This window comes from Vibrio sp. LB10LO1, from assembly GCF_010092875.1.
GTDB classification, from domain to species: Bacteria; Pseudomonadota; Gammaproteobacteria; order Enterobacterales; family Vibrionaceae; genus Vibrio; species Vibrio campbellii.
Genome location: NZ_JAADJW010000010.1, coordinates 21,060 through 41,080, shown reverse-complemented (window position 1 = coordinate 41,080; position 20,021 = coordinate 21,060). Strand labels below are relative to the sequence as shown.

At 47.2% G+C, this 20,021-nt stretch carries 23 protein-coding genes; 15 read left to right on the top strand and 8 right to left on the bottom strand.

The genetic code is table 11. The features are described from left to right. Positions 1 to 220: 220 nt before the first annotated feature. From GXP65_RS09270 to GXP65_RS09255, 4 genes are all read left to right on the top strand, one after another. Positions 221 to 658, top strand: a complete 438-nt coding sequence (locus GXP65_RS09270) for a CesT family type III secretion system chaperone (RefSeq protein WP_162092645.1) — start codon at positions 221 to 223, stop codon at positions 656 to 658. 3 nt (positions 659 to 661) lie between these two features. Further along, entirely contained in the window at positions 662 to 1,822 is a 1,161-nt protein-coding gene (locus GXP65_RS09265) for a VopS family T3SS effector adenosine monophosphate-protein transferase (RefSeq protein ID WP_162092644.1), read from the top strand. 344 nt (positions 1,823 to 2,166) lie between these two features. After that, positions 2,167 to 2,625, top strand: coding sequence for a CesT family type III secretion system chaperone (locus tag GXP65_RS09260; protein WP_162092643.1), 459 nt, complete (start codon positions 2,167 to 2,169; stop codon positions 2,623 to 2,625). Between the two features lie 11 nt (positions 2,626 to 2,636). Beyond that, the gene (locus tag GXP65_RS09255) at positions 2,637 to 4,115 is read left to right on the top strand and encodes a CesT family type III secretion system chaperone (protein WP_162092642.1); all 1,479 of its coding nucleotides are present in this window, start codon (positions 2,637 to 2,639) and stop codon (positions 4,113 to 4,115) included. Positions 4,116 to 4,282: 167 nt separating this feature from the next. On the opposite strand, the gene sctU is transcribed toward GXP65_RS09255, so the two are convergent. Genes sctU through vscN form a run of 8 tightly spaced genes read right to left on the bottom strand, consistent with a single transcriptional unit; the run spans position 4,283 to position 11,182 of the window. Continuing rightward, positions 4,283 to 5,332, bottom strand: coding sequence for a type III secretion system export apparatus subunit SctU (sctU, locus tag GXP65_RS09250; protein ID WP_005426254.1), 1,050 nt, complete (start codon positions 5,330 to 5,332; stop codon positions 4,283 to 4,285). Between the two features lie 18 nt (positions 5,333 to 5,350). Further along, positions 5,351 to 6,133, bottom strand: a complete 783-nt coding sequence (gene sctT / locus GXP65_RS09245; protein WP_005426270.1) for a type III secretion system export apparatus subunit SctT — start codon at positions 6,131 to 6,133, stop codon at positions 5,351 to 5,353. Next, positions 6,130 to 6,396 (bottom strand): SctS family type III secretion system export apparatus subunit VscS, encoded by a 267-nt coding sequence (vscS, locus tag GXP65_RS09240; RefSeq protein WP_005426136.1) that lies wholly within the window; start codon positions 6,394 to 6,396, stop codon positions 6,130 to 6,132. The genes sctT and vscS overlap by 4 nt, the downstream gene beginning before the upstream one ends. A 13-nt stretch (positions 6,397 to 6,409) precedes the next feature. Continuing rightward, complete coding sequence (gene vscR / locus GXP65_RS09235; RefSeq protein WP_005426130.1) at positions 6,410 to 7,060, bottom strand: SctR family type III secretion system export apparatus subunit VscR; 651 nt, start codon at positions 7,058 to 7,060, stop codon at positions 6,410 to 6,412. After that, positions 7,057 to 8,022: a type III secretion system cytoplasmic ring protein SctQ gene (sctQ, locus tag GXP65_RS09230; RefSeq protein WP_162092685.1), complete on the bottom strand. Its 966-nt coding sequence runs from the start codon at positions 8,020 to 8,022 to the stop codon at positions 7,057 to 7,059. Before sctQ ends, vscR begins: the two co-directional genes overlap by 4 nt. Further along, positions 8,022 to 9,392, bottom strand: a complete 1,371-nt coding sequence (locus tag GXP65_RS09225; protein ID WP_162092641.1) for a type III secretion system needle length determinant — start codon at positions 9,390 to 9,392, stop codon at positions 8,022 to 8,024. The genes sctQ and GXP65_RS09225 overlap by 1 nt, the downstream gene beginning before the upstream one ends. 9 nt (positions 9,393 to 9,401) lie before the next feature. Next, positions 9,402 to 9,863, bottom strand: coding sequence for a YscO family type III secretion system apparatus protein (locus GXP65_RS09220; RefSeq protein ID WP_005528941.1), 462 nt, complete (start codon positions 9,861 to 9,863; stop codon positions 9,402 to 9,404). Beyond that, entirely contained in the window at positions 9,860 to 11,182 is a 1,323-nt protein-coding gene (vscN, locus tag GXP65_RS09215) for a SctN family type III secretion system ATPase VscN (protein ID WP_038875771.1), read from the bottom strand. The genes GXP65_RS09220 and vscN overlap by 4 nt, the downstream gene beginning before the upstream one ends. Positions 11,183 to 11,369: 187 nt before the next feature. Here vscN and sctW point away from each other — a divergent pair, with 187 nt between their 5' ends. Genes sctW through vopB form a run of 11 tightly spaced genes read left to right on the top strand, consistent with a single transcriptional unit; the run spans position 11,370 to position 20,016 of the window. After that, positions 11,370 to 12,263 carry a type III secretion system gatekeeper subunit SctW gene (gene sctW / locus GXP65_RS09210; protein ID WP_012127547.1) on the top strand — a complete coding sequence of 298 codons (894 nt, stop codon included), beginning with the start codon at positions 11,370 to 11,372 and terminating at the stop codon, positions 12,261 to 12,263. After that, the gene (locus GXP65_RS09205; RefSeq protein ID WP_005426113.1) at positions 12,244 to 12,528 is read left to right on the top strand and encodes a TyeA family type III secretion system gatekeeper subunit; all 285 of its coding nucleotides are present in this window, start codon (positions 12,244 to 12,246) and stop codon (positions 12,526 to 12,528) included. Before sctW ends, GXP65_RS09205 begins: the two co-directional genes overlap by 20 nt. Further along, positions 12,515 to 12,889, top strand: coding sequence for a type III secretion chaperone SycN (gene sycN, locus GXP65_RS09200; protein WP_005426085.1), 375 nt, complete (start codon positions 12,515 to 12,517; stop codon positions 12,887 to 12,889). The genes GXP65_RS09205 and sycN overlap by 14 nt, the downstream gene beginning before the upstream one ends. Next, positions 12,886 to 13,263: a type III secretion system protein VscX gene (gene vscX, locus GXP65_RS09195; RefSeq protein ID WP_005426245.1), complete on the top strand. Its 378-nt coding sequence runs from the start codon at positions 12,886 to 12,888 to the stop codon at positions 13,261 to 13,263. The genes sycN and vscX overlap by 4 nt, the downstream gene beginning before the upstream one ends. A gap of 5 nt (positions 13,264 to 13,268) precedes the next feature. Further along, complete coding sequence (gene vscY / locus GXP65_RS09190) at positions 13,269 to 13,607, top strand: type III secretion system chaperone VscY (protein ID WP_005426237.1); 339 nt, start codon at positions 13,269 to 13,271, stop codon at positions 13,605 to 13,607. Beyond that, positions 13,591 to 15,717, top strand: coding sequence for a SctV family type III secretion system export apparatus subunit VcrD (gene vcrD, locus GXP65_RS09185; RefSeq protein WP_346265903.1), 2,127 nt, complete (start codon positions 13,591 to 13,593; stop codon positions 15,715 to 15,717). The genes vscY and vcrD overlap by 17 nt, the downstream gene beginning before the upstream one ends. Then, positions 15,717 to 16,130, top strand: coding sequence for an LcrR family type III secretion system chaperone (locus GXP65_RS09180; protein ID WP_162092639.1), 414 nt, complete (start codon positions 15,717 to 15,719; stop codon positions 16,128 to 16,130). The genes vcrD and GXP65_RS09180 overlap by 1 nt, the downstream gene beginning before the upstream one ends. Before the next feature lie 60 nt (positions 16,131 to 16,190). Further along, the gene (locus GXP65_RS09175; protein ID WP_005426293.1) at positions 16,191 to 16,481 is read left to right on the top strand and encodes an LcrG family type III secretion system chaperone; all 291 of its coding nucleotides are present in this window, start codon (positions 16,191 to 16,193) and stop codon (positions 16,479 to 16,481) included. 10 nt (positions 16,482 to 16,491) lie between these two features. Continuing rightward, positions 16,492 to 18,309, top strand: coding sequence for a virulence-associated V antigen (locus GXP65_RS09170; RefSeq protein ID WP_162092638.1), 1,818 nt, complete (start codon positions 16,492 to 16,494; stop codon positions 18,307 to 18,309). Between the two features lie 12 nt (positions 18,310 to 18,321). After that, positions 18,322 to 18,813, top strand: coding sequence for a SycD/LcrH family type III secretion system chaperone VcrH (gene vcrH, locus GXP65_RS09165; RefSeq protein WP_005426175.1), 492 nt, complete (start codon positions 18,322 to 18,324; stop codon positions 18,811 to 18,813). A gap of 3 nt (positions 18,814 to 18,816) precedes the next feature. Then, positions 18,817 to 20,016, top strand: coding sequence for a type III secretion system translocon subunit VopB (gene vopB, locus GXP65_RS09160; RefSeq protein WP_162092637.1), 1,200 nt, complete (start codon positions 18,817 to 18,819; stop codon positions 20,014 to 20,016). Positions 20,017 to 20,021: the final 5 nt, after the last annotated feature.

Sequence of the window (20,021 nt, the reverse complement as noted above, 5' to 3'; positions counted from 1 at the left end):
TTGAGACTGAAACAGTAAAGCTCAGCACACCATGCTGAGCTTTTTTCTATTCTCATCATGTGTCTTATCATAAACGGCTTAAAATGAAAAAAAGCCGACTATATCTGGCATATTCACACATCTGTATTCAGCATAATAACCCCATCAGCCAATACTCTGCGCTTATCTAAACCGCAGAGATGGAAATACTAATAAATACAGAAATAGGAATGTAAATCAGATGGCCAACGGATTTATATCGACCCTTATAAACGACTTTGCAAAGCGTTGCCAAATAGAAACGCTGGAATTTGATGAAGAAGACTGTTGCCGTTTAATTATTGATAACGAAGTGGCGATTACACTTCGCTCAAATGAAGAGAAGCTAACGCTTATTGGCTTAATCTCCGGTGATAAACCACATCCCGATGTTTATTTTAAACACATGAAGGCAGCATTAACAAAAGATGAGCCCTACGTCTGTTGGGATGAAGATGCTGGCTATATCGGTTTTATTCACATTCATCAAACGATGTTAACCGAGACATATTTTGAAACGTCGATTGCTCAATTTGTTGACTGGCTAAAGCTGTCAGCAAGCCCGCAGGAGCAAGCTGTGCAAGAACAGAAACAAACACAGACAATAGATGCGGCTCAATTTGCCACATTAAGGGTATAAATAATGATTAGTTTTGGAAACGTAAGCGCACTTCAAGCGGCACTTCCGCAAGCGCGAAATGAGATTCTAAGTGAAGGCAAACTCAATGTTGGTGGCAAGGAATATAAGATCGATGCAGATACTCAGCAGTTTGTTCGTTCAAACCCAAGTAATAGTGCAGTCGCTCGATTCTTTGAAGCAACGGGTAAGCTATTTAGAGAAGGCAACACAGACTCAGTAGCGAAAGCGATTACGAAATCGGTATTCGATAATGAGCTTGGACAAGCTCAGCGCTTGCAAACCAGTTCTTCTGTTGAGCACGGTCAAATGCTGTTTAAAGATGCCAGCCTTAAAACGCCGGCCGATGTGTTAAATGCCTTTAGCCGACTTGATGCTCAGGCGATTAAGTCAGACAGTGGTGAACTTAACCAATTGGCTGAGCGCGCGATGTCAGAATCGCTATTGGATACGAAATCAGGACAGGACTTGAAGTCACAAATTGGTGAGGGTGCAACAAAAGCATTAGCTGGCAAAGTTGTCAAAGCTTTTGGTGGCGGTGCGATGGGCGTGAAGAACAACCCAAATACCGCGATGGGCTTGGAAGTTGTATTTGAAACCGAGGTTAAGAACTTAAAAGCGGCACAAGCACATATTGAAGGTTTGGCAAACAAAGACTTGAGTTCGGGTGTCTATGCGGATTCGCTAGCGGAAGATAAGTTCAATAAAACGGGCACGACGAACAACCTTGAACGCGCGGCGGCTTGGATCATTAACGCATCGACTTCGAAAGGAAACGATGCTGATAATATTACTGCGCTTCTTAAAGAATACGCGGCCAATGATAAAGACTTGCTGAACATGGATAACTTAAAAGAGCTTCATGCGCGAGCGGTGCCGAATATTGAAAGAGATTACCGAGGCCCAGCGACGGCTGGTGGCGCACTTCCATCAAGCATTGGTGGTGAAGGCATGCTAAAACAGCACATAGAGGGCTTTTTGAAAGAAAACCCAGTGGCAGATAAAGATCTGGGTAAGCAGTTGTTTGCTGGCGTGATTGGCTACCATGGCTTCACGGATGGGAACGGTCGTATGGGGCGTATGCTGTATGCGATAGCTGAGCTGAGAAACGATTCATTTACGCCTCTCGCTTTAAGCGCAGAGCTTAGCCTTCACGGGATTAAGTAAATATCCACTCCATATTTAGAGCGACGAAAGTCGCTCTTTTTCGTTGTGAGTTATATATAAATATTGAAGTGTGAAACCGAAGTAATAAGTTTTTATTACTGGTTTTGATGTTTCCCCCCCCTTGAATTAATCAATTAAATGTATTGATGGATTATTATCTTTAAATATCTTGTTTAAAACGGATTTTTATATTAATTCCGCTAGGTTTTATTCAAGTATTTATTTCTATTATTTTGTGCAGTAGTTCACGAGAGGGAATGGAAAACAACAAAATAAAAGCCAATTTCGACATCGCAAAATCTCTATTTACGGTTTACTAGAGAGAGTAAATAGAGGGAATTGCAATGAATACACTACAAGTTCTATTAAATGAGTTTTGTGAGATAAATGAGCTACCGCCACTTAACTTTTCTGAACAAGGTCGCTGTCAATTATTAGTTGATGACCGCTATGTTATTTATTTTAGCGCAACAGATAACAACGAACTTATTCTGTCCGTGGCTTTTGGCGGACTCGAAAAAACGGGTGAGCTGAGGGTGAAAGGCCTTGAGCTCATAGCTTATGCCAATTACTTTGCCATTGCAGAAGGGGGGCTAACCCTGTCACTGGCACCAAATGGTAGGCAGCTTGTTCTTGCAGGCAGGAAGCCAATAGAGCACTTAGATGCCGCGAGTTTGTCAACTTGGTTCCATGCGCTCAATGAGCAAGCTCAGCTCTGGCAGGCTCGATTTTCGATGCTAGACCAAGACATCACGCCATTACCCAACACACAGCCATCTCACGTACAGACCCTTCGAGTCTAAGGAGTTCATCCATGGTAAATCCAACCAATAAAATCAGCCAAAGCCCGGTCCCTAGCTTAGATCAATTTCGCTCTGTGGCGGCGCAAAAAGATGACCGAGTGATCAGTAAGCGTGGCAAGGTAAAAGAGCCGTCGACCTTCCATAAAGGGCAAAAATTTGCGGCAGTGAGTGAACATTTACTGCGCTCCAAATACCCAAAGTACTTTCAAGAAAATATTAAGACTCACCTTGATTTAAAACAGGCACTGCTAAAAGAAGAAAAACCACAGACGGCACTGTTAGCTTTTTCCCTTGTCAGCCCATCAGGGTACCGAGGTGAACCGCTAACGGAACGAAAGATCCTTGAAGTAGTGAACTTGCTGGAAGAGGTTAAGATTGACGCTAGCGCTTATGAAAACCTCAAAGGTACGTTTGATTCAATCAGTCACGATCCGCGCTTACAGGTGAGCCTCGAAAAACAACATCCAGGGAAAATGGATGGTTTTGGTGCAGAACTGCTTGAGATGGCAAAAGAGAAGCTCAAAGGCACGGGGGTGAATGCGGCGATTAACCTTGCCTTGCCGGGCGTTGGATTGCTGGTGGCGACAGGTCGCGAGTTGCACAAAGCAGCGGTAAATGGCGATGCGGAGGCTTACCATCATCAATTGGATCTAATTGCGCAACTGCCCGGTCGTGATCAGAGACTTGCTTTGCCGATGCAACAAACCTTAGCTCACGGGCACGCCACCTTGTCGACTGAAGGCGCTGTTACAGCAACATTAGGGATGGCGACAGGCAGTCTTGGTGCTTTTGGAGTTAACTCTGTGGGAACGGCGGGTGTGCTCCCTCTTGCAAAAGAAGCAATAGGCAGTGCTGCGGCATCTGGCTTAATCAGTGGATCTGGTTTTGTGGCAGGTCAAGCGGGCTCATATGGTTTGAATAACGAAGCTCAAGAGGTGCTGTGCCAAGATCCTATGTCTGGTGTACTGCCGCGCATTGAAGTGTCTAACAGCAAAGGAGACTTTACCTTTAGTATGCAAGATGCCGCGTCAGTTCGTGCTTTGATGGCGTATTTAGGCCCAAAAGAGGACAAGTCGATGACGTCTCCTCAGGCGCCGAAAGAAGCACAGGAAATGGAAACAGCGCGTTTGACGCTTAAGAAGATGCTGGGCTCAGATGCTAGCGAGCATTTAGTACCAGATGTCGATCCTGTGCTTAAACTGAGTGTGGAAGATGCTCCAAGTCAAACTGAATCCGTGGCGAATGGTGCGTTTAAGAAACTGCTGAGTGAAGATTGGGATTGGTTGATGCCAGCCGTCCGAGCCATTGATCAAGGTAAGGCACAGGACATCAATAAGACCTTGACCTACAAACTGCCTCTTGATGCAGCGAACGGACGCGTGTACTTGGATAAAAGCCCGAACCTGAATGAAGGGCAATTGTCAGCGTTAGAGAAGCTAGGCTCACCAAGCCAGTTAAGATTGATGTACTTAGCAGAAGGCTGGATTTAATCCGTTGAGTTTAAAAGACAGCTCGCGGCGAAATCCTAATTAAGAAGAAAAACAAAAGGGAGCAGATGCTCCCTTTTGTTTAGTTAAAATCCTTAAAAACGTTGCTAATACCTGTGTCAATAAAGACAAAATAAATCCGTTTCCCGTTTCCCGTTTCCCGTTTCCCGTTACTCCTCAGACTGCTCAAGAGACGCAACCCAACGCAGGATCTCAGCGGTGGCTTCAATAAGATCGCCAGGAATGTACTGGTTTAACTGACCATCGGCATAAAGAGCACGTGCGAGTGGTACTTTTTGCATCACAGGGATGCCTTCTTCGTGGGCTATCGCGATCATACGTTTTGCCATCGCATCGGTTTCTTTAAGGGTTATCACAGGCAACGGTGTTTCGCCCTTTTTATAGTACAAACCAATCGCGATGTGGGTTGGGTTCGTGACCAACACATTCGAACGCTTAACGTTATCTCTTTGGTTCGAAGCTTGCAGCTCTTGGTGTAACTGACGACGCTTACTCTTGATTTCCGGGCTGCCTTCCATCTCTTTATATTCGCGTTTGACCTCGTCTTTAGTCATCTTCAGTTGCTTGGTGTGGTCGAACTTTTGGTATGCGTAATCGGCAGCTGCAATCACAATAAAGCCGACGGAAGAGATGATCATGAGTTGTTTCACCAATACGCCGGTGATGGTCGGCACACACTCTAATCCGCATGTCGGGATTTGCAGTAGCGTGTTTAAGTTGCCCCGAAGCGTGACCCAAATAATGCAGGAAAGCAGCGACACTTTAAGAATCGACTTAATAAACTCAATGATGCTCTTTAGCGAGAAAATTCGTTTTGCCCCTTCGACAGGGTTGATCTTTTTGATATCTGGTTTGACGGATTCACCACTAAATAGCAAGCCGAATTGCCCCATGTTCGACATGATGGCGATCAATGCCGCCACGATCAGGATCGGTGCCAGCAAGTAAACCATTTCTTTGGCGATGGCGATGGCTACGTCAAGCAATGCATCCTGAAACCCTTGATAAGCCAACTCACTCGGCAATAAAAGTAGGGCAGAGATGTGCGACATATAGTAGTCTGCAAAGGCAAATAGGACGGCAATTAGGGCTAGGATTAACGCCGATGAGACGACTTCCTGACTTTTGGCGACTTGCCCTTTTTGTCGGGCATCCCGAAGTTTTTTCGGGGTGGGGAGTTCTGTTTTTTCTCCGCTCATTGCTCTTCCTGTCGGTTATTACCAAATGGTATTGAGCTGTTCTCTGAACAGTACGATGTCAGAGAAAAGGGCTTGAAAGTGGTCCATCATCAATGCCAAATAAACAATCAATAGCACGCTGGCAATGGCACTTTTGATCGGCATGGCTAAAGAGAAAACGTTCAGCTGTGGGGCGAATCGGCTAATCAGCGCGAGTCCAAACTCGGCAAGGAACATGGCTAAAACCAAAGGCGCAGACATCAACACGCCAAGCCACATAAGTTGCTCGAACTGAGCGTAGAAAAAGCGCACCCATTCCTCAGTGACGGTGGGGAAAAAACTAATCACAGGCCACGACGAATAGCTGTTAAACAGCGCATAAATAAAAGCGACAAAGCCACCACCGGAGAAGAACAAGGTGATCAGGGTTTGAGTCAATAGCACAGCCGTTGGCGTTGACTGGGAGCCGAGAGTGGGGTTAAACATACTTGCCATCGCAGCACCACGTTGGTTATCCACTAGAAACCCTGCCGCCTCAATAGCCCAAAAAGGGATTGCTGCAACAAAGCCAATCAGCATACCCAATAGTACCTCTTTGCCTAAGATGACCATCAACCAAATCCCGTCCGTTTCTGCGGGCAGGTCTTGTTGGTTAATCATTGGGAAGATAAACAGCGCAAGCGAACACAAAACACCATTTCTTACCAAGGTGCCACCCAGCGTTTGTTTGTTTAAGATCGGCAAAAATATAAAGCAAGCCATTAACCTAGGGAGCGTCAAGCTGTATAGGAACAGGGCTTGGTGCAAATCATCGTAACTCATCGTATTTGCGGGATTTTATCCAAGGTCAAGGTAGCAAATGAATGCAGTTCGGCGCCCAGCCATTGTGTGGTAACAAATAGGGTTATGATGACGGCGATCAGTTTGACGACAAAGCCTAACGTCTGTTCTTGTACTTGTGTTAGCGCTTGGACGAGAGAGACCAAGGTACCGACAAGTGCCGCAACCAAAATTGGCGGCAGCGACAAGAATAGAACAAGCGTTAGAGCCTGAGTGGTAAAGTGGATGATTTCAGCCGGATTCATGCTTCTCTCCTCATTATCCGTAACTGAGCACTAGGCCATGGGTCAACTTGGTCCAACCGTCTAGCAACACAAAGAGCAGTAGTTTGAATGGCAGTGAGATGGTCATTGGCGAGACCATCATCATGCCCATGGCCAGCAAGATGTTGGATACGATCAGATCGATAGCGATGAATGGCAGGTACAACAGGAAGCCAATCTCAAACGCTCTCGTTAGCTCACTCACGGTAAAGGCGGGGAGCAACAACAATAAGCTGTCTGACTCCAAACGGTCGACGTACTTTTGTGGCCACAAGGTTCTTGCTGCATCGGTAAAAAAGACCGATTCAGTTTCACGGATGTGCTTTTTCAAGAACTCACGGTACGGCTGCAATCCACTCTCGATTAAACCTTCGATGCTCTCCGAATCTTCAAGTGAGATTTCGTGCTGGGTCACGTAGTCATAGGTTTCAAACCCCACTGGCGCCATGATGAAGATCGACAGAATGATCGCCAATCCGTACAAGGCCATATTGGGTGGAATCTGCTGTACACCTAATGCGTTTCTTAGCAGAGAGAAAACCACGGCCAGTTTAACGAAGGAGGTCGCCATCATTGCAATGAAAGGAATCAAAGCAAGAAGGGCGAGTGTAACGATGAGGTTCAGTTCATCAGGTAACTGGATCATGCTGGCTCCTGACTGCCGCCAAACAGTTCGAGAACGCGCACACCCAAGCGTTCATTAATGTTCACTAGTTCGCATTCACCAATGATTTTGCCGTTTGCTCGCATGGTGACTGGGTTAGAAATTGGCTGGTTAAGCTCAAAGGTAAAACCCGGTTGCAGCGCGTTAAGCTGTTCTAAAGTAATGGTTTGCTGACCAACATCGAAAGTCAGTTCAATTGGCAATTGCTGGTGGTCGGTCAGTGCTTCAGAGCTGTTGATATCGTTCATATTGGTTTCTTTTTCTTGGATATGGAGTGTCGTATTGTCGAGTTGGCATCGCCAAAGGTTGTGATTGGAGACCTGAAGCAGCACTTGGTGTTGCGCGATGTAGCAATCGTCGAAAAACACCACATCGCCAAGTTCAAGTTGCTCAAATTGACTGAGTGCCAAACGTGTTTTGCCAAAGCTCAACCAGAAGGGCAGTGCGATGTTTTGGCTCAGGTAAGAGGGCGCCTTTGGCAGAGTGTCAATCAACACATCTCGACCTTCATGGACCCACAGGCTAAGAGAGACATCATCGCGATTGATGGTGAGCATCAACACGTTTTCTTCTGATGCGGGTTGCTCATGAACTTGCAGCTTGCTCAATACCGGAAGTTGTCCAAATAAGCGCTTAATCATGTCGGTGTAGGGCTCAATTTGGCTACTGAGCAACGCCAATTGCAAAGAGTTTGGCAGTGATTCAAATGCCGTCGAGTCAAGAATGCCATGCAACCATTGCTGTAATTGCGCACCGCTGAAATCGATTTGAATGGTTTGTCCACCAATGAGTAGTGTTAAACGGTAGCCAGAAAACTCCGGCTTTTGGCCAAGCGTGACCGATAAGCTATTGCTCTGACTATCTTGAAAGTGACACTGTTTTGCGCACAGTTGATTACTTAGCGCAATGCTTGAAGGCTCGACCTTTGGGAAATCTAATATCATCATTCGTCCTCAGGCTTCCATTCATCGTAAATGCTGCGTTGTTGTCGCGAGCGTTGCTGGTCTTGTTGTTGGTTCATCTGTTCGCTGACTGAGATCCGAATCGGTTGGTCGATGCCTAAACGTTGCAGACGCTCGGTCAACTCTTGCTTAGCCGTTTGGTTGATCAGCGAAAGAGCGTGCTCTTGCTTAATCAGCACGCTGTAGCCAGAACTGTCTTGCTTGATAGAGATCTCGCCACCTTTTAATTGGCCTTCATTCAGAAGCAGGCGAACTTCTTTCTCGTTTGATGAAGGAAGAGACACGTAGATCTTGTCGACTAACTTATTAATCAATTCGTTTGCGTCTTGAGCTCTGTTCTGGGGCGCGTGTGTCTCTACGTTTTTCAGTATGATGTCGCCTTGCGCTGTTGATTGGCTTAGGTTAGCCATCGGGTGAAGCTTAGCGTCCGACTCTGAACTTGGATGACGCAGTTCGATGTGCTTCACTGCTTTAACCTTCTCTTCAAGCGCGGACAATGCGGCTTTCGAGTCGACAATTTTTGAGTCCACAGTAGCAGCAGCGTCTTTTGCCGCAGGGTCGAGTTTATGAGCTGCTGCATCTAACTTATGCAGTTGGCCTTGCAGCACACTCTGCACGGTTGATGGCTTAGTTTTGTTCCGTAGATTGGTTTTGTTACGCAGATTGGCTTGGTCAGTCTGAATCGGTAATACCTGATCCTTTAGAGCGTTAGGCAAGCTGGTCATCGGTATTTTAGGATCACGAGAGGAACCATTATCTAATGGTGCCGTGCTTGCCGAGCTGACTTGCTTATTGTTCGAGTCTTTTTCTGGCGCAGAGTTAGAACCCAACGGCTGTGATTTATCCGTTTCTTTACTTCCTACCGACTGCTCGATTAGAGAGTGTGGCTTTAGGGGTTTAGCGGTATCTGAATGTGGCTCTTTCGCAGGGCGCTCTGACGTCTCGCTATGGCTCTCTTCGTTTTTATCTTTGTTGTCTAATACCTGCAGGGTCTCTCTTTCTGAGAGATCGTGACTTGGCTTTTCTGGGGGCAAACCAGCGTCTGACTTCTCATTAGCAGGTTGATCTTTTAAGTTTTCAGGCTGCTCTTGGCCACCCTCGAGCTGCTCTTTCCCCGCCTCAGGAATAGCACTGCTGGCCTTGCCTTTGTGCTTCATGCTATCGAGCTTGTCTGCGTTCAATACAGCAGCGAATAAACGAGAAGTCTCTGACTCATGTTCGCTTTCTGCTTGCGTTGGCTTAAGCGCATTATTAAAGCGAGATTCAAGCTCTTCTGAGACTTGGTTGACCGGCCTCTGTTGAACCTGTTGCGGACGTTCAGTTGTGTTTGGATGATCGTTTTTGACTCGCATCTTTACCTTCTATGAAACAACAACGCTGCGGAACTCTTCTTGTTCGAGCTCTTCTTGATACTGCACTTGGCGTGCTTGCTCAGCGATTTCTTGTTCGTTTAATTGAATGAATTTTTCTTTGGTTTTATGGGCGGCCAGAGCTTCTTGCTTTCTTTCCTTGAGTCGCTGGTTCTCTTGTTCTAATGCCTTTTTTTCTTCTGCGGCTCGTTGTTTTAAATCGGCCTCTCTTTCCCTTAACAGCGCGATTTCTTGCCGCAATATTTCAAGTTCTTTTAGAACGACGGTTTTCTGTTTGGCTTTTGCAAAGCGCCGTTCTTCTTCCTCTTCGCGCCATTGACGATAATCAACGACAGACTGTTCCGCCTTTCGGAGTGAGGCTCGTGCATTATTGACTCGATACTCTTGTTGCTGAACCGCGCGATCGGCACGGTCGGCACGAATTTTTTTTATCTCTAGCAATTGCTCGATCATAAGCCTGCAAGCCCACGCAGCTGTGTGACGGTCTCTTCGAGTTCACTTGGCTCGTGCGTGCCTTGGCGCAAGAACGCTCGGATATCATCTCCCTGTGCGATGGCCATATCCGCGCGACTGTCGGCTCCGTGTTGGTACTCACCAATTTTTATCAGCAGTTCGACTTCTTCATATTTGGCCAGCATTTCACGCATGTGAGCCGCGGACGCTTGATGAGTTTTATCGACGATTTGATTCATCACACGACTGGCCGAGCGAAGCACATCAATGGCTGGATAGTGGTTCATCGCCGCCAGTTTGCGAGAAAGAATGATGTGACCATCGAGTATCGAACGGGTCTCATCGGCCACTGGCTCAGTCATATCGTCACCTTCCACAAGTACGGTATACAGCGCGGTGATGGAGCCTTTGTCTGATTGACCTGCACGTTCCATCAGTTTTGGTAGTGCGGCAAAAACTGAAGGCGGATAGCCTCGTCGTGTTGGTGGCTCGCCAGCTGCCAAGCCGATTTCACGCTGAGCTCGGGCAAAACGCGTCACCGAATCCATCAGTAGCAGGACACGCTTACCTTGGTCGCGGAAGTACTCCGCGATGGAAGTCGCGACGAACGCCGCTTTGGCTCGTTCCATTGCTGGCCTGTCTGAAGTTGCAACAACCAATACTGACCTTGCCATGCCTTCTTCGCCAAGGTCGTGTTCGATAAATTCTCTTACTTCACGGCCCCTTTCACCGATGAGGGCAAGCACGGTTACATCGACATCGGCAGAGCGAATAAGCTTGGCGAGCAGGGTACTTTTACCTCCGCCAGCCGCAGCAAAAATGCCCATCCTTTGTCCTTCACCACAGGTGAGCAATCCGTCGATGGAACGCACGCCCATCGAAATCGGCTTTTCAATCAGTTTTCTCTGCATTGGTGGCGGCGCATCACGATAAACCGGATACCAAGCGCTCGGTTCAGTGCTTTGAGAACCATCGAATGGGCGGCCCAGGCCATCGAGAATTTTCCCTAACAGATGATCGCCAACGCCGACTTCGTGCATTTTTCCGAGCGGGCTCACTTCGGTATTGGAGGAAATACCAAACATGTTGCCAAGTGGGGTAAGCAACGCATGGTGTTGCTGAAAACCCACCACTTCCGCAAGCAGCGACAAGGTTTGATCGGGATTTCGTAGCTCACAAAGCTCGCCGACACGAACACCAGGCACAACGGCTTTGATGATGGTGCCAGTCACTTGAGTCACGCGACCGCGGATTTGGATCAAACGCGTTTGCTTGATGGCCGATTGTTGAGTTTCGGTGATGTATGAGAAGTCGTTCAATTTAAGAAAACATGCGCAATAACTGATGCTGGGAGAATAGAAAGGATGGCGCCGTATTTATAGTGACTATTGGTCGGGAGTTTTTAGAAAACTTAAAACGCCCTAAAAAAACACGTCTGATTTTGACAGCCGATTAAAAATGCAATTCCTATAATTCGGCTCATATTGTAGGAAGGAGTGCAAATCAATGAGCACTATCAATAGCCAAATTTTAACGGGCAACAAATTTGACGCGCCAATTCGAAGTAACCTTGAGTCTTCCCGCACGGGAGCCTCGGTCAATGGTAATTATCGAGGTGAAACTGTCCGCGTACACAATGCAACTCAGTCGTTGTTTGATGCGATGGAAGAGCTGACGGCGTTAGGTTCAGAAAAAGCAGAAAAAGACCTCACGAAACGCAAAGTGAAAGACGGCAGCATTCGCGTGAATGAAGCGCATGAGCTGGTTTCTGATTACCTAAGAAAAGTGCCTGATCTTGAGAAAAACCAAAAGATCAAAGACCTCGCTACCAAAATGGCAAGCGGCAACTTATCAACGATTGCTCAGTTACAGGCGTACCTCAACGGATTCTCTGAAGAGAAGAGCCATCAGTACCTCGCGCTGCAAGCAGTGAAAAAGTTCCTTGGAGCCAATCCTGAAAGTAAGAACTTATTGGCGCTGATAGACCAAGCCATTCTGACCTTTGAGCAGAACCCGGACTCTTGGGCTCAGATTGATACTGAAATTCGTGTTTCAAGCTTCGCGGATGAATACAGCCAAGAGCAAGGCTTTAGCAGTTTGCACCAATTGCGTGGTTTCTATCGCGACACGGTACACAGCTACCAAGGTTTAGGCTCAGCATACAAGGATGTGGTTGAGCGTTTTGGTGCAAAAGAGGTCTCCACGGCGGTCGATTTTATGTTGCAGGGCATGAGCGCAGATTTGAGCGTTCAAGGTAGCAATATTGACTCTGTTAAGCTTCAGCTTCTGATGTCCGATATGCAAAAACTTAAGACGTTGAATACGCTTCAAGACCAAGTTAGCAACCTCTACCAGATGTTCAAACCTCAGCAGGCAAACTATGGCTTATCAAGTTACTGATTTGATGTCAGACGTCATCGCTTTGGTTGAACAGCGTTGGGTGGGAAGTGCCGAGATATGGAACCTAGTGAACGCCATGGAGTTGGCGTCCACGGAGCGAAAAATCAGCTTTTTTAGGGAACTGCATAAACTGATTCGCCATATTCCAATTGATGTATTTAACGATGAAGAACAGCGACAAAACCTAATACAAGCTGTGCAAAAAGCGCTTGATGAAGCGATTGATTTAGAAGAAGAGGAAATGTGGGACGATGAACTGGATTGATGCGTCAGTCGATGATTTTTGCCGAGGAATGGGGCTTGAAGCGGTGGACTTCTCGTCTGCAGGACGTGTTCAACTGAGCTTTGAACAAAGCGGCACTCTGCATATCGAGAAGCATCAGGACTGCCTGTTTCTTATGCTGGCGAAACCGCTGCCTTGGCACCAGTCGAATGAGCCGATTAAAAAGGCGTTGAGTTTTTGCCATGCAGGTCAAGGTTGGCCATTCCTTATTAAGACCGGGTTACTGGATGAACAGACACTGGTCTTCTCTGCACAAATTGAAGGGGATGAAGTGACCTTGCCAACCATCGAGCAAGCGTTCGCTCTACTGGTTCGTTTACATAAAGATGTGGCGGATTCATGAGTCGCATTAGTACGTTAAACGTCGGTATTGAAGGCTTTACTCACGTTTCGCTCGAGCAAGTTGAAAACGACTTCCCACAGCGTTTTCAGCTGTTGCCTGATGGTCAAGCCATCGCGACTCACCTAGAGAAACTGTACGAGCTTCGCCCCTCTGAGCAGTACTTGATGTCACTGGCCAAGCCAAAGTTGACGCATTCGGAGCTACTTCGCCCAGACAAATACCGTCAACAGTTTGATACCACTCAGCAGCGGCTTCAGGAATTGGCGCAGAAAAATGGTTCGCATGCGCTCAATCAGGCACTGGAAACACTGCAAAGTACCCAATTAGACCAACGTTATCTCACCATGGCGTTGAATCTACTGATTCAGGTTTAAGCCCCATGTTGCAAACGAAAGACGTGGAGCTGTTGCTTATCCACGCTGCACTCCAAGTTCAATATCAAAAGCCGGAACAAGCGATTACCTTGCTTGATGCACTGCTGGAAATCGAACCTCAGCATCAAGAAGCTCGCCAAACATTAGCAGTAGCATGCCTGAATTCAGGTCGATACACACGTTCAATCGAGCTGTGTGAAAGCTTATTGAAAACCGAACATTCAAATAAAGCCGGTTTGTGGTTTTGCCTAAGCCAAGCTCGCTGGAAACAACAGGATGTTGAAGGTGCCCGACACGCACATCGACGTTATCTACAATCCCTAAATAGTGAATCAAATGAATAAGTTGATCGACATTCTAAACAAAGCCGGACAGCGTAAAGACATCATGCTTGCCGTGATGCTACTTGCGATCGTCTTTATGATGATCTTGCCTCTACCGACGGCACTAGTGGACGTTTTGATCGGTACCAACATGAGTATTGCGGTCGTCTTATTGATGTTGGCTATCTACATCACCACACCGCTAGAATTCTCTGCATTCCCAGCCGTGCTTTTGATCACTACTTTATTTCGCTTGTCGCTTTCTATTACGACAACGCGACTTATCCTGCTGCAAGGCGATGCAGGTCAGATCGTATACACCTTTGGTAACTTCGTGGTCGGCGGTAACTTGGTGGTCGGTATTGTTGTTTTCCTGATCATCACCATTGTTCAATTTATGGTGATCACCAAAGGCTCTGAAAGGGTTGCGGAAGTCAGCGCTCGATTCTCTCTTGATGCGATGCCGGGTAAGCAGATGAGTATCGACGGCGATATGCGCGCTGGGGTTATTGATGTTCATGAGGCGCGTCACCGCCGTTCATTGATCGAAAAAGAAAGCCAAATGTATGGCTCGATGGACGGTGCGATGAAGTTCGTCAAAGGCGACTCAATCGCGGGCCTGATTATCATCGTGGTGAACATTCTCGGTGGTGTCACCATCGGTGTGACTCAAAAGGGCATGTCTGCCTCTGAGGCACTTGAGCTGTTCGCAATCCTGACTGTCGGTGATGGTCTGGTGTCGCAGATCCCGGCACTGTTTATCGCTATCACGGCCGGCATCATCGTTACCCGAGTTTCAAACGAGGACTCTTCTGACTTAGGCTCAGATATTGGTGGTCAGGTGACTGCTCAGCCAAGAGCTTTGTTAGTTGGTGGCGTTCTGCTCATCTTGTTTGCTCTTATTCCGGGCTTCCCGAAGGTTACCTTCCTGGTTCTTGCCGCGATTGTTGGCGGTGGTGGCTTCTTCTTGTTCTACCAACAGAAAAAACAAAGCGAATCCGACAGTTCTGACTTGCCTAGCTTCGTCGCCCAAGGAGCTGGTTCGCCAGCGGCTAAGCCTAATAAACCGACGTCATCTCGCAATAGCAAAGGTAAGCTGGGTGAGCAAGAAGAGTTTGCGATGACAGTACCGCTGCTCATCGACTTGGATTCTCGTTTACAAGAGAGTTTAGAAGCCGTGGCTCTGAACGATGAGCTTGCACGAGTCAGGCGCGCGCTTTATCTCGATCTCGGTGTGCCGTTCCCCGGTATTCACCTGCGCTTCAACGAAGGAATGAGTAACGGCGAGTACTTGATTCAATTGCAAGAAGTGCCAGTTGCTCGCGGCCGAATTGAAAGCGAAAAACTGCTGGTGACAGAAGGTAATGAACAGATTGATTTGCTGGGCGTACCTTACGAAAAAGATGATGATTTTCTGCCGGGCATTACGAGCATTTGGGTCGATCAAAGTCATCACGAAAAGCTGCAAAACAGTCACGTAGGCTTTTTAACCCCCGATCGCATTCTGACTTATCACTTGTCTCACGTTTTGAAAGAGTACGCGCAAGACTTCATTGGTATTCAAGAGACCCGCTATCTGCTTGAGCAAATGGAAGGCAGCTATTCCGAGCTAGTAAAAGAAGCGCAACGTATTGTGCCTCTGCAAAAGATGACGGAAATCCTGCAGCGTTTGGTTTCTGAAGACATTTCTATTCGCAATTTACGTGTGATCTTAGAAGCCATGGTGGAGTGGGGCCAGAAAGAGAAAGACGTGGTACAGCTGACAGAATACATCCGTTCAAGCTTGAAACGCTATATCTGTTACAAGTACGCCAGCGGTCAAAACATGCTGCCAGCCTATCTGTTGGATCAGAGTTTGGAAGATACGATCCGTAACGGCATTCGTCAGACTTCTGCGGGCAGTTACTTGGCGCTTGACCCTTCTGTTACTCAGCAATTTGTCAGCGACGTTAAGCAAACCATTGGTGATTTAAGCCGCATGCCAAATAAGCCTGTGCTGGTGGTGTCGATGGACGTGCGCCGTTACGTACGCAAACTGATTGAATCTGAATACTACGAGTTGCCGGTGTTGTCGTTCCAAGAGCTGACGCAACAAATCAATATTCAACCGCTTGGCAGGGTAGGTATGTGATGGAATGCCTTCTCACTCAGTCCCTAGTGGCGTCAGGCATCGAAGTGACGCCCTACTTTTGGCAGAAAAGCACCATCTTACTTGGTCATCGTTATGAATGTGATGGGATGGAGCTGGTCTTTCGTGTCGAAGAGGGCGAAATCATCATCGTATTACTGCGAAGAATCAGCCCAAACCAAGGTCTAAGCAACCCTTTCTCCGCGCTATTTATGCTCGCAGAACATGCCATCCGTTTGTACCCGCTCGACTGGGCTATTCGTGGCAACGTTGATGTATTGCGAGGTAGCAACATGAGCAGCCAGCGGTTAGCACAATTCTACTTACGAGCCTGCGGTGCGAGCCACGATGAACAAGAAGATTGGTACTGCTTGCGCCTCAGTGATTACCGCCCACTTAAAAAGAGAAAAAAGTAAAAACTCTCGACTGTTACTGACAGCATCCCAGAGATGCTTCGCTTTAAGATAGGACCCAAGATGAAGCAACCCTTTACTGAAACCATTGAAAACTCAGAACTTGCTATTCGCAATGCAGAAGACAGGACTGACGTATTCAATGAACTACTCGAAGGATTAGGCGTTGGTCCGGTAGCAGGCAACATTCTGCTCGATGGGTTAAATGCTTCGCCTCAATTGATGAAACAAGCAGAGCATGAGCTGCTTGAAGAAGTACAACGCCGCAGACAACAACAGCATCAGCCACAAGCCGCGAGCACCAAAGGCACTAGGCGCAAGCGACCGACCATGATGCGTGGCATGGTGATCTAGAGGTTTTTACATGACGGATATGACAACCATGAACTCCATTACCGGAGTTCTCAATACAACGGCCAATCGTGATTCTCAGATCGCATTCCAGCAGAGTTTGGTTAAGACCCTTTCTCCCATTCTAAGCGATGCCCATATCGACCCGAATCAATTAGAGTCATTGATTCGCCAATTACCCATGGTCGTTGGGCGTACGGAACAAGAAAGCTTGGATCTTTATGCCGATTCATTGGACACCTTGTTAAAGAAGCAAGATGCCTTTACTGGGACTGCTGCCGCTGAGACCGCTGCGCATTGGATGCAGTCACTGCAACACCAAGCGTTGAATGGTCAGATCGCACCTAAAGAAGTGGAGATGGGCGTTAATACTACGCTCGCACATCAATTCCAATCTTGGTTTAGCACACAGCTAAAAGACAAGGTCGACAGCTCGCTTCCGACCGATTTTGTCGCTAATTTCCGTTTGGGGAGCCAGAGTAACCAAGCGCTGCAAATTGAAGCTTTAGATACGAGCGCTCTCAAAGCAGCAACGGCGGAGATTAGCTCGTTTGTAAATGCACTGGCAGTGCAGATGAGTTCGAGTGAGGTTCGTGAGAGTGCTATTCCGTTTTTGCGAAATGCCTTTGCTAATCTTGGTTCGGTCAACCTTAATGAGCTTAAGAATTCAGACTACTTCTTAACAGAAGAAAGCTTTAGAGCTGCTGTTACCGCTCAACTTGTTGTCTCTTTCAATAGCATTGGGATCACTATCAGCACCGCTGATGCACAGGCCTTGGCGAACAAGATTGCTTGGATTCCGGGCATGTCTAAGCAGGAGCTTACCGATGCGCTAAATAGCTTAGCGACACAAGTAAAAGGACAGTTTGAAAATGCCTACGGCGCAGGTGGTGTTACTCAACTGCAAACCATCCTTGATGCCGAGATCGCGAGAATAAAATCGGATCCTAGTGCGATCACCTTATCGAGTTTGTTCTCCAATATAGCCATTGCGCTTATCAACACTCAGATCGATGCGTTCTATAACGGCTTGCTTGATGTTCAGGTCACTCAAACAACACCGGAGCAACTTGAGCGGATTAAACAAAACACCGCACAAGATATCCGACTCCTTTTCGACAAAATAGTCGCAGGCCAAGACATCGGGACGGATTTCATTTCACGTCATCAAAAAATGATGGAGAACCTAGAAAAACTCAATGATCGCTTGGGCAAAATCACACCAGAGGAAATTAGCAGTAAAGAAGTGAATGCTGAGCACGCATTGACCGCTCGTGATCTACTGTCGGTGATTGAATCTAGTATCGGTGACCGCTTTGATGAACGCGTCTTGTTTGCTCTAAACGAGCGCCGAGTCGACCGCCTTGAAAAGCGTAACGAGCAAAAAGAGCAACTCGAAGATCTCACGATCCAATTGAAAGTGTTTAGTGTTGTTCAGTCAAAAATACACTCGACCCAAAGTGTTGATGGCACTTACCAGCCGGGTCACGAATCGAATAACTTTAAAGCCAGCGATTTTGGCTACGACAATGATGCGGCGTTTAAGGCTTCTCCTGAATATAAATACTTAAAAGACAACAACATCACCAATCATAAAGACTTTTTAGAAAAGCAGGGAATGGAAGTTGGAAGCGGCCCTTTCGAAGGGGACAAGCTGTCTAATTTCTCCAGTTCTGTCACCGCAGAATCTAAAGTGCTCAACGATGAAGTGCAGATTAAAACGACCGAGTTAAACGACACCAGTTCTCAGTACAACGCCACCGTTGAAGCGATGAACAAATTTGTTCAGAAGTACCACAGTATTTTACAAGAAATCCTACGAGCCCTTTAAGGATAAATAACCATGACTACACAAAACGCGCCAACTGACCCATCTCAAATGCAAGCAGAGGAACTCCTTTCATTTTTGGAAGAGGGGGGCACGCTAAAAATGCTGCACGATGTATCAGCAGACACCATCGAGCACATTTACGCGGTTGGATACAACTTTTTCCAGTCAGGAAAAATAGAGCAGGCCGCTAAGGTATTTCAGCTGCTTAGCATGCTTGATCACTATCAAGCGCGATTTTTCATTGGTTTGGGCGCGGCTCGTCAGGAACTGGGTGAGTACCTGCAGGCGCTTGACGCCTACAGCTACGCTGCGCTTGTGGACGTAAATGATCCACGCCCACCTTTCCACTCTGCAGAATGTCACCTCAAGCTTGAGCAACTGACGGAAGCAGAGAGTGGGTTTTACAGCGCGAAGGAGATGTCTGCTGGGAAATCAGAGTATGCAGACTTGCATCAACGAGCAGGCATCATGTTAGAAGCGGTGAGAAACAAAAGGAGTAACTAGAATATGAATTCTATTGCACTTGACCGCATTCAGAATCAGGTATACACGCCTGATTCTGACCAAACTACGTTAAACAAGGTTAACAAGACCGCTACTCATGCATCGCCGTCAGTAACCGTTGAAAACGTAAAAGGTAAAGATGCTGAAGCATTGAACACCGGTAAGGTAAAAGTTCAGCTTGATGCACCAAATGCCGCAGTCAGCGATAAGGTGAATGACCTTACGCTTAAAGCCATGGAACAGCTACAAAAAATCGTAGACTCGATTGCCAAGGTTTTACACGCGGTTGCCGACAGTACGGGCTCGCTAGCAGTGAAAATCATCTCAGGTTATGCAGATGATTTTGAAGTTGAACTGGCTGCTATCACAGACAAACTGAAAAGCGCTCAAAACGAGCTCAAAATTCAGGAAGTGAAGGTAGCGAAAGCGAAGCACGAACAAGAAATGGCAGAAAACCTAGAGAAGATCAAAGAGTCTGAAGCGGCAGCGAAAGAAGCACAAAAATCGGGCTTAGCTTCCAAGATTTTCGGTTGGGTTAGCGCTGTGGTTTCTATTGTCGTTGGTGCCATCATGGTGGCGACAGGTGTTGGTGCGGCAGCTGGCGCATTAATGATCGCAGGCGGCGTGATGGGCGCAATCAATATGACTCTGCAAGAGCCTGCTGTTCAAGAGGCGATGAAAGAGGCCGGTATTAACGTCGATATACTTAATAAAGTCGTCATGGCGTTAGAGATTGCGACTGCTGTCATTGGTGCTGTAGTCACATTTGGTGGTGCAGCTGCGAGTGGTGTGGCGAAGTTAGCGGCGAAAAGTGCAAGCTCAATTGCGCAAAAAGTCACTGATATCGCAACCAAAGCGGCGACAAACATGGCGAAAATTGCCGATATGGGTTCTAAAGCGGCGACAACCACCGCGAAGGCAATCCGTTACGGTGCTGAGACCGTCGATCTTACTGTTAACGTAGGTAAGGGGACCACGGACAGTATTCATGCCGCGAACAATGCGCATGTAACTGAAATCCAAGCTGACATTACAGATTTAAGGGCGAAGATGACGCTTAGCCAAGCGGTGATCGACAAACTTAAAGAAGAAATCGCTAAGCTGATGGAAGATTTCCAAGAGCTAATGAGTGTCATCATGCAGATGATTCAGGCGAAAGGCGAAACGATGCAAGCGGTAATGAGTCGTCCAGCGACGGTTTAAGGAGC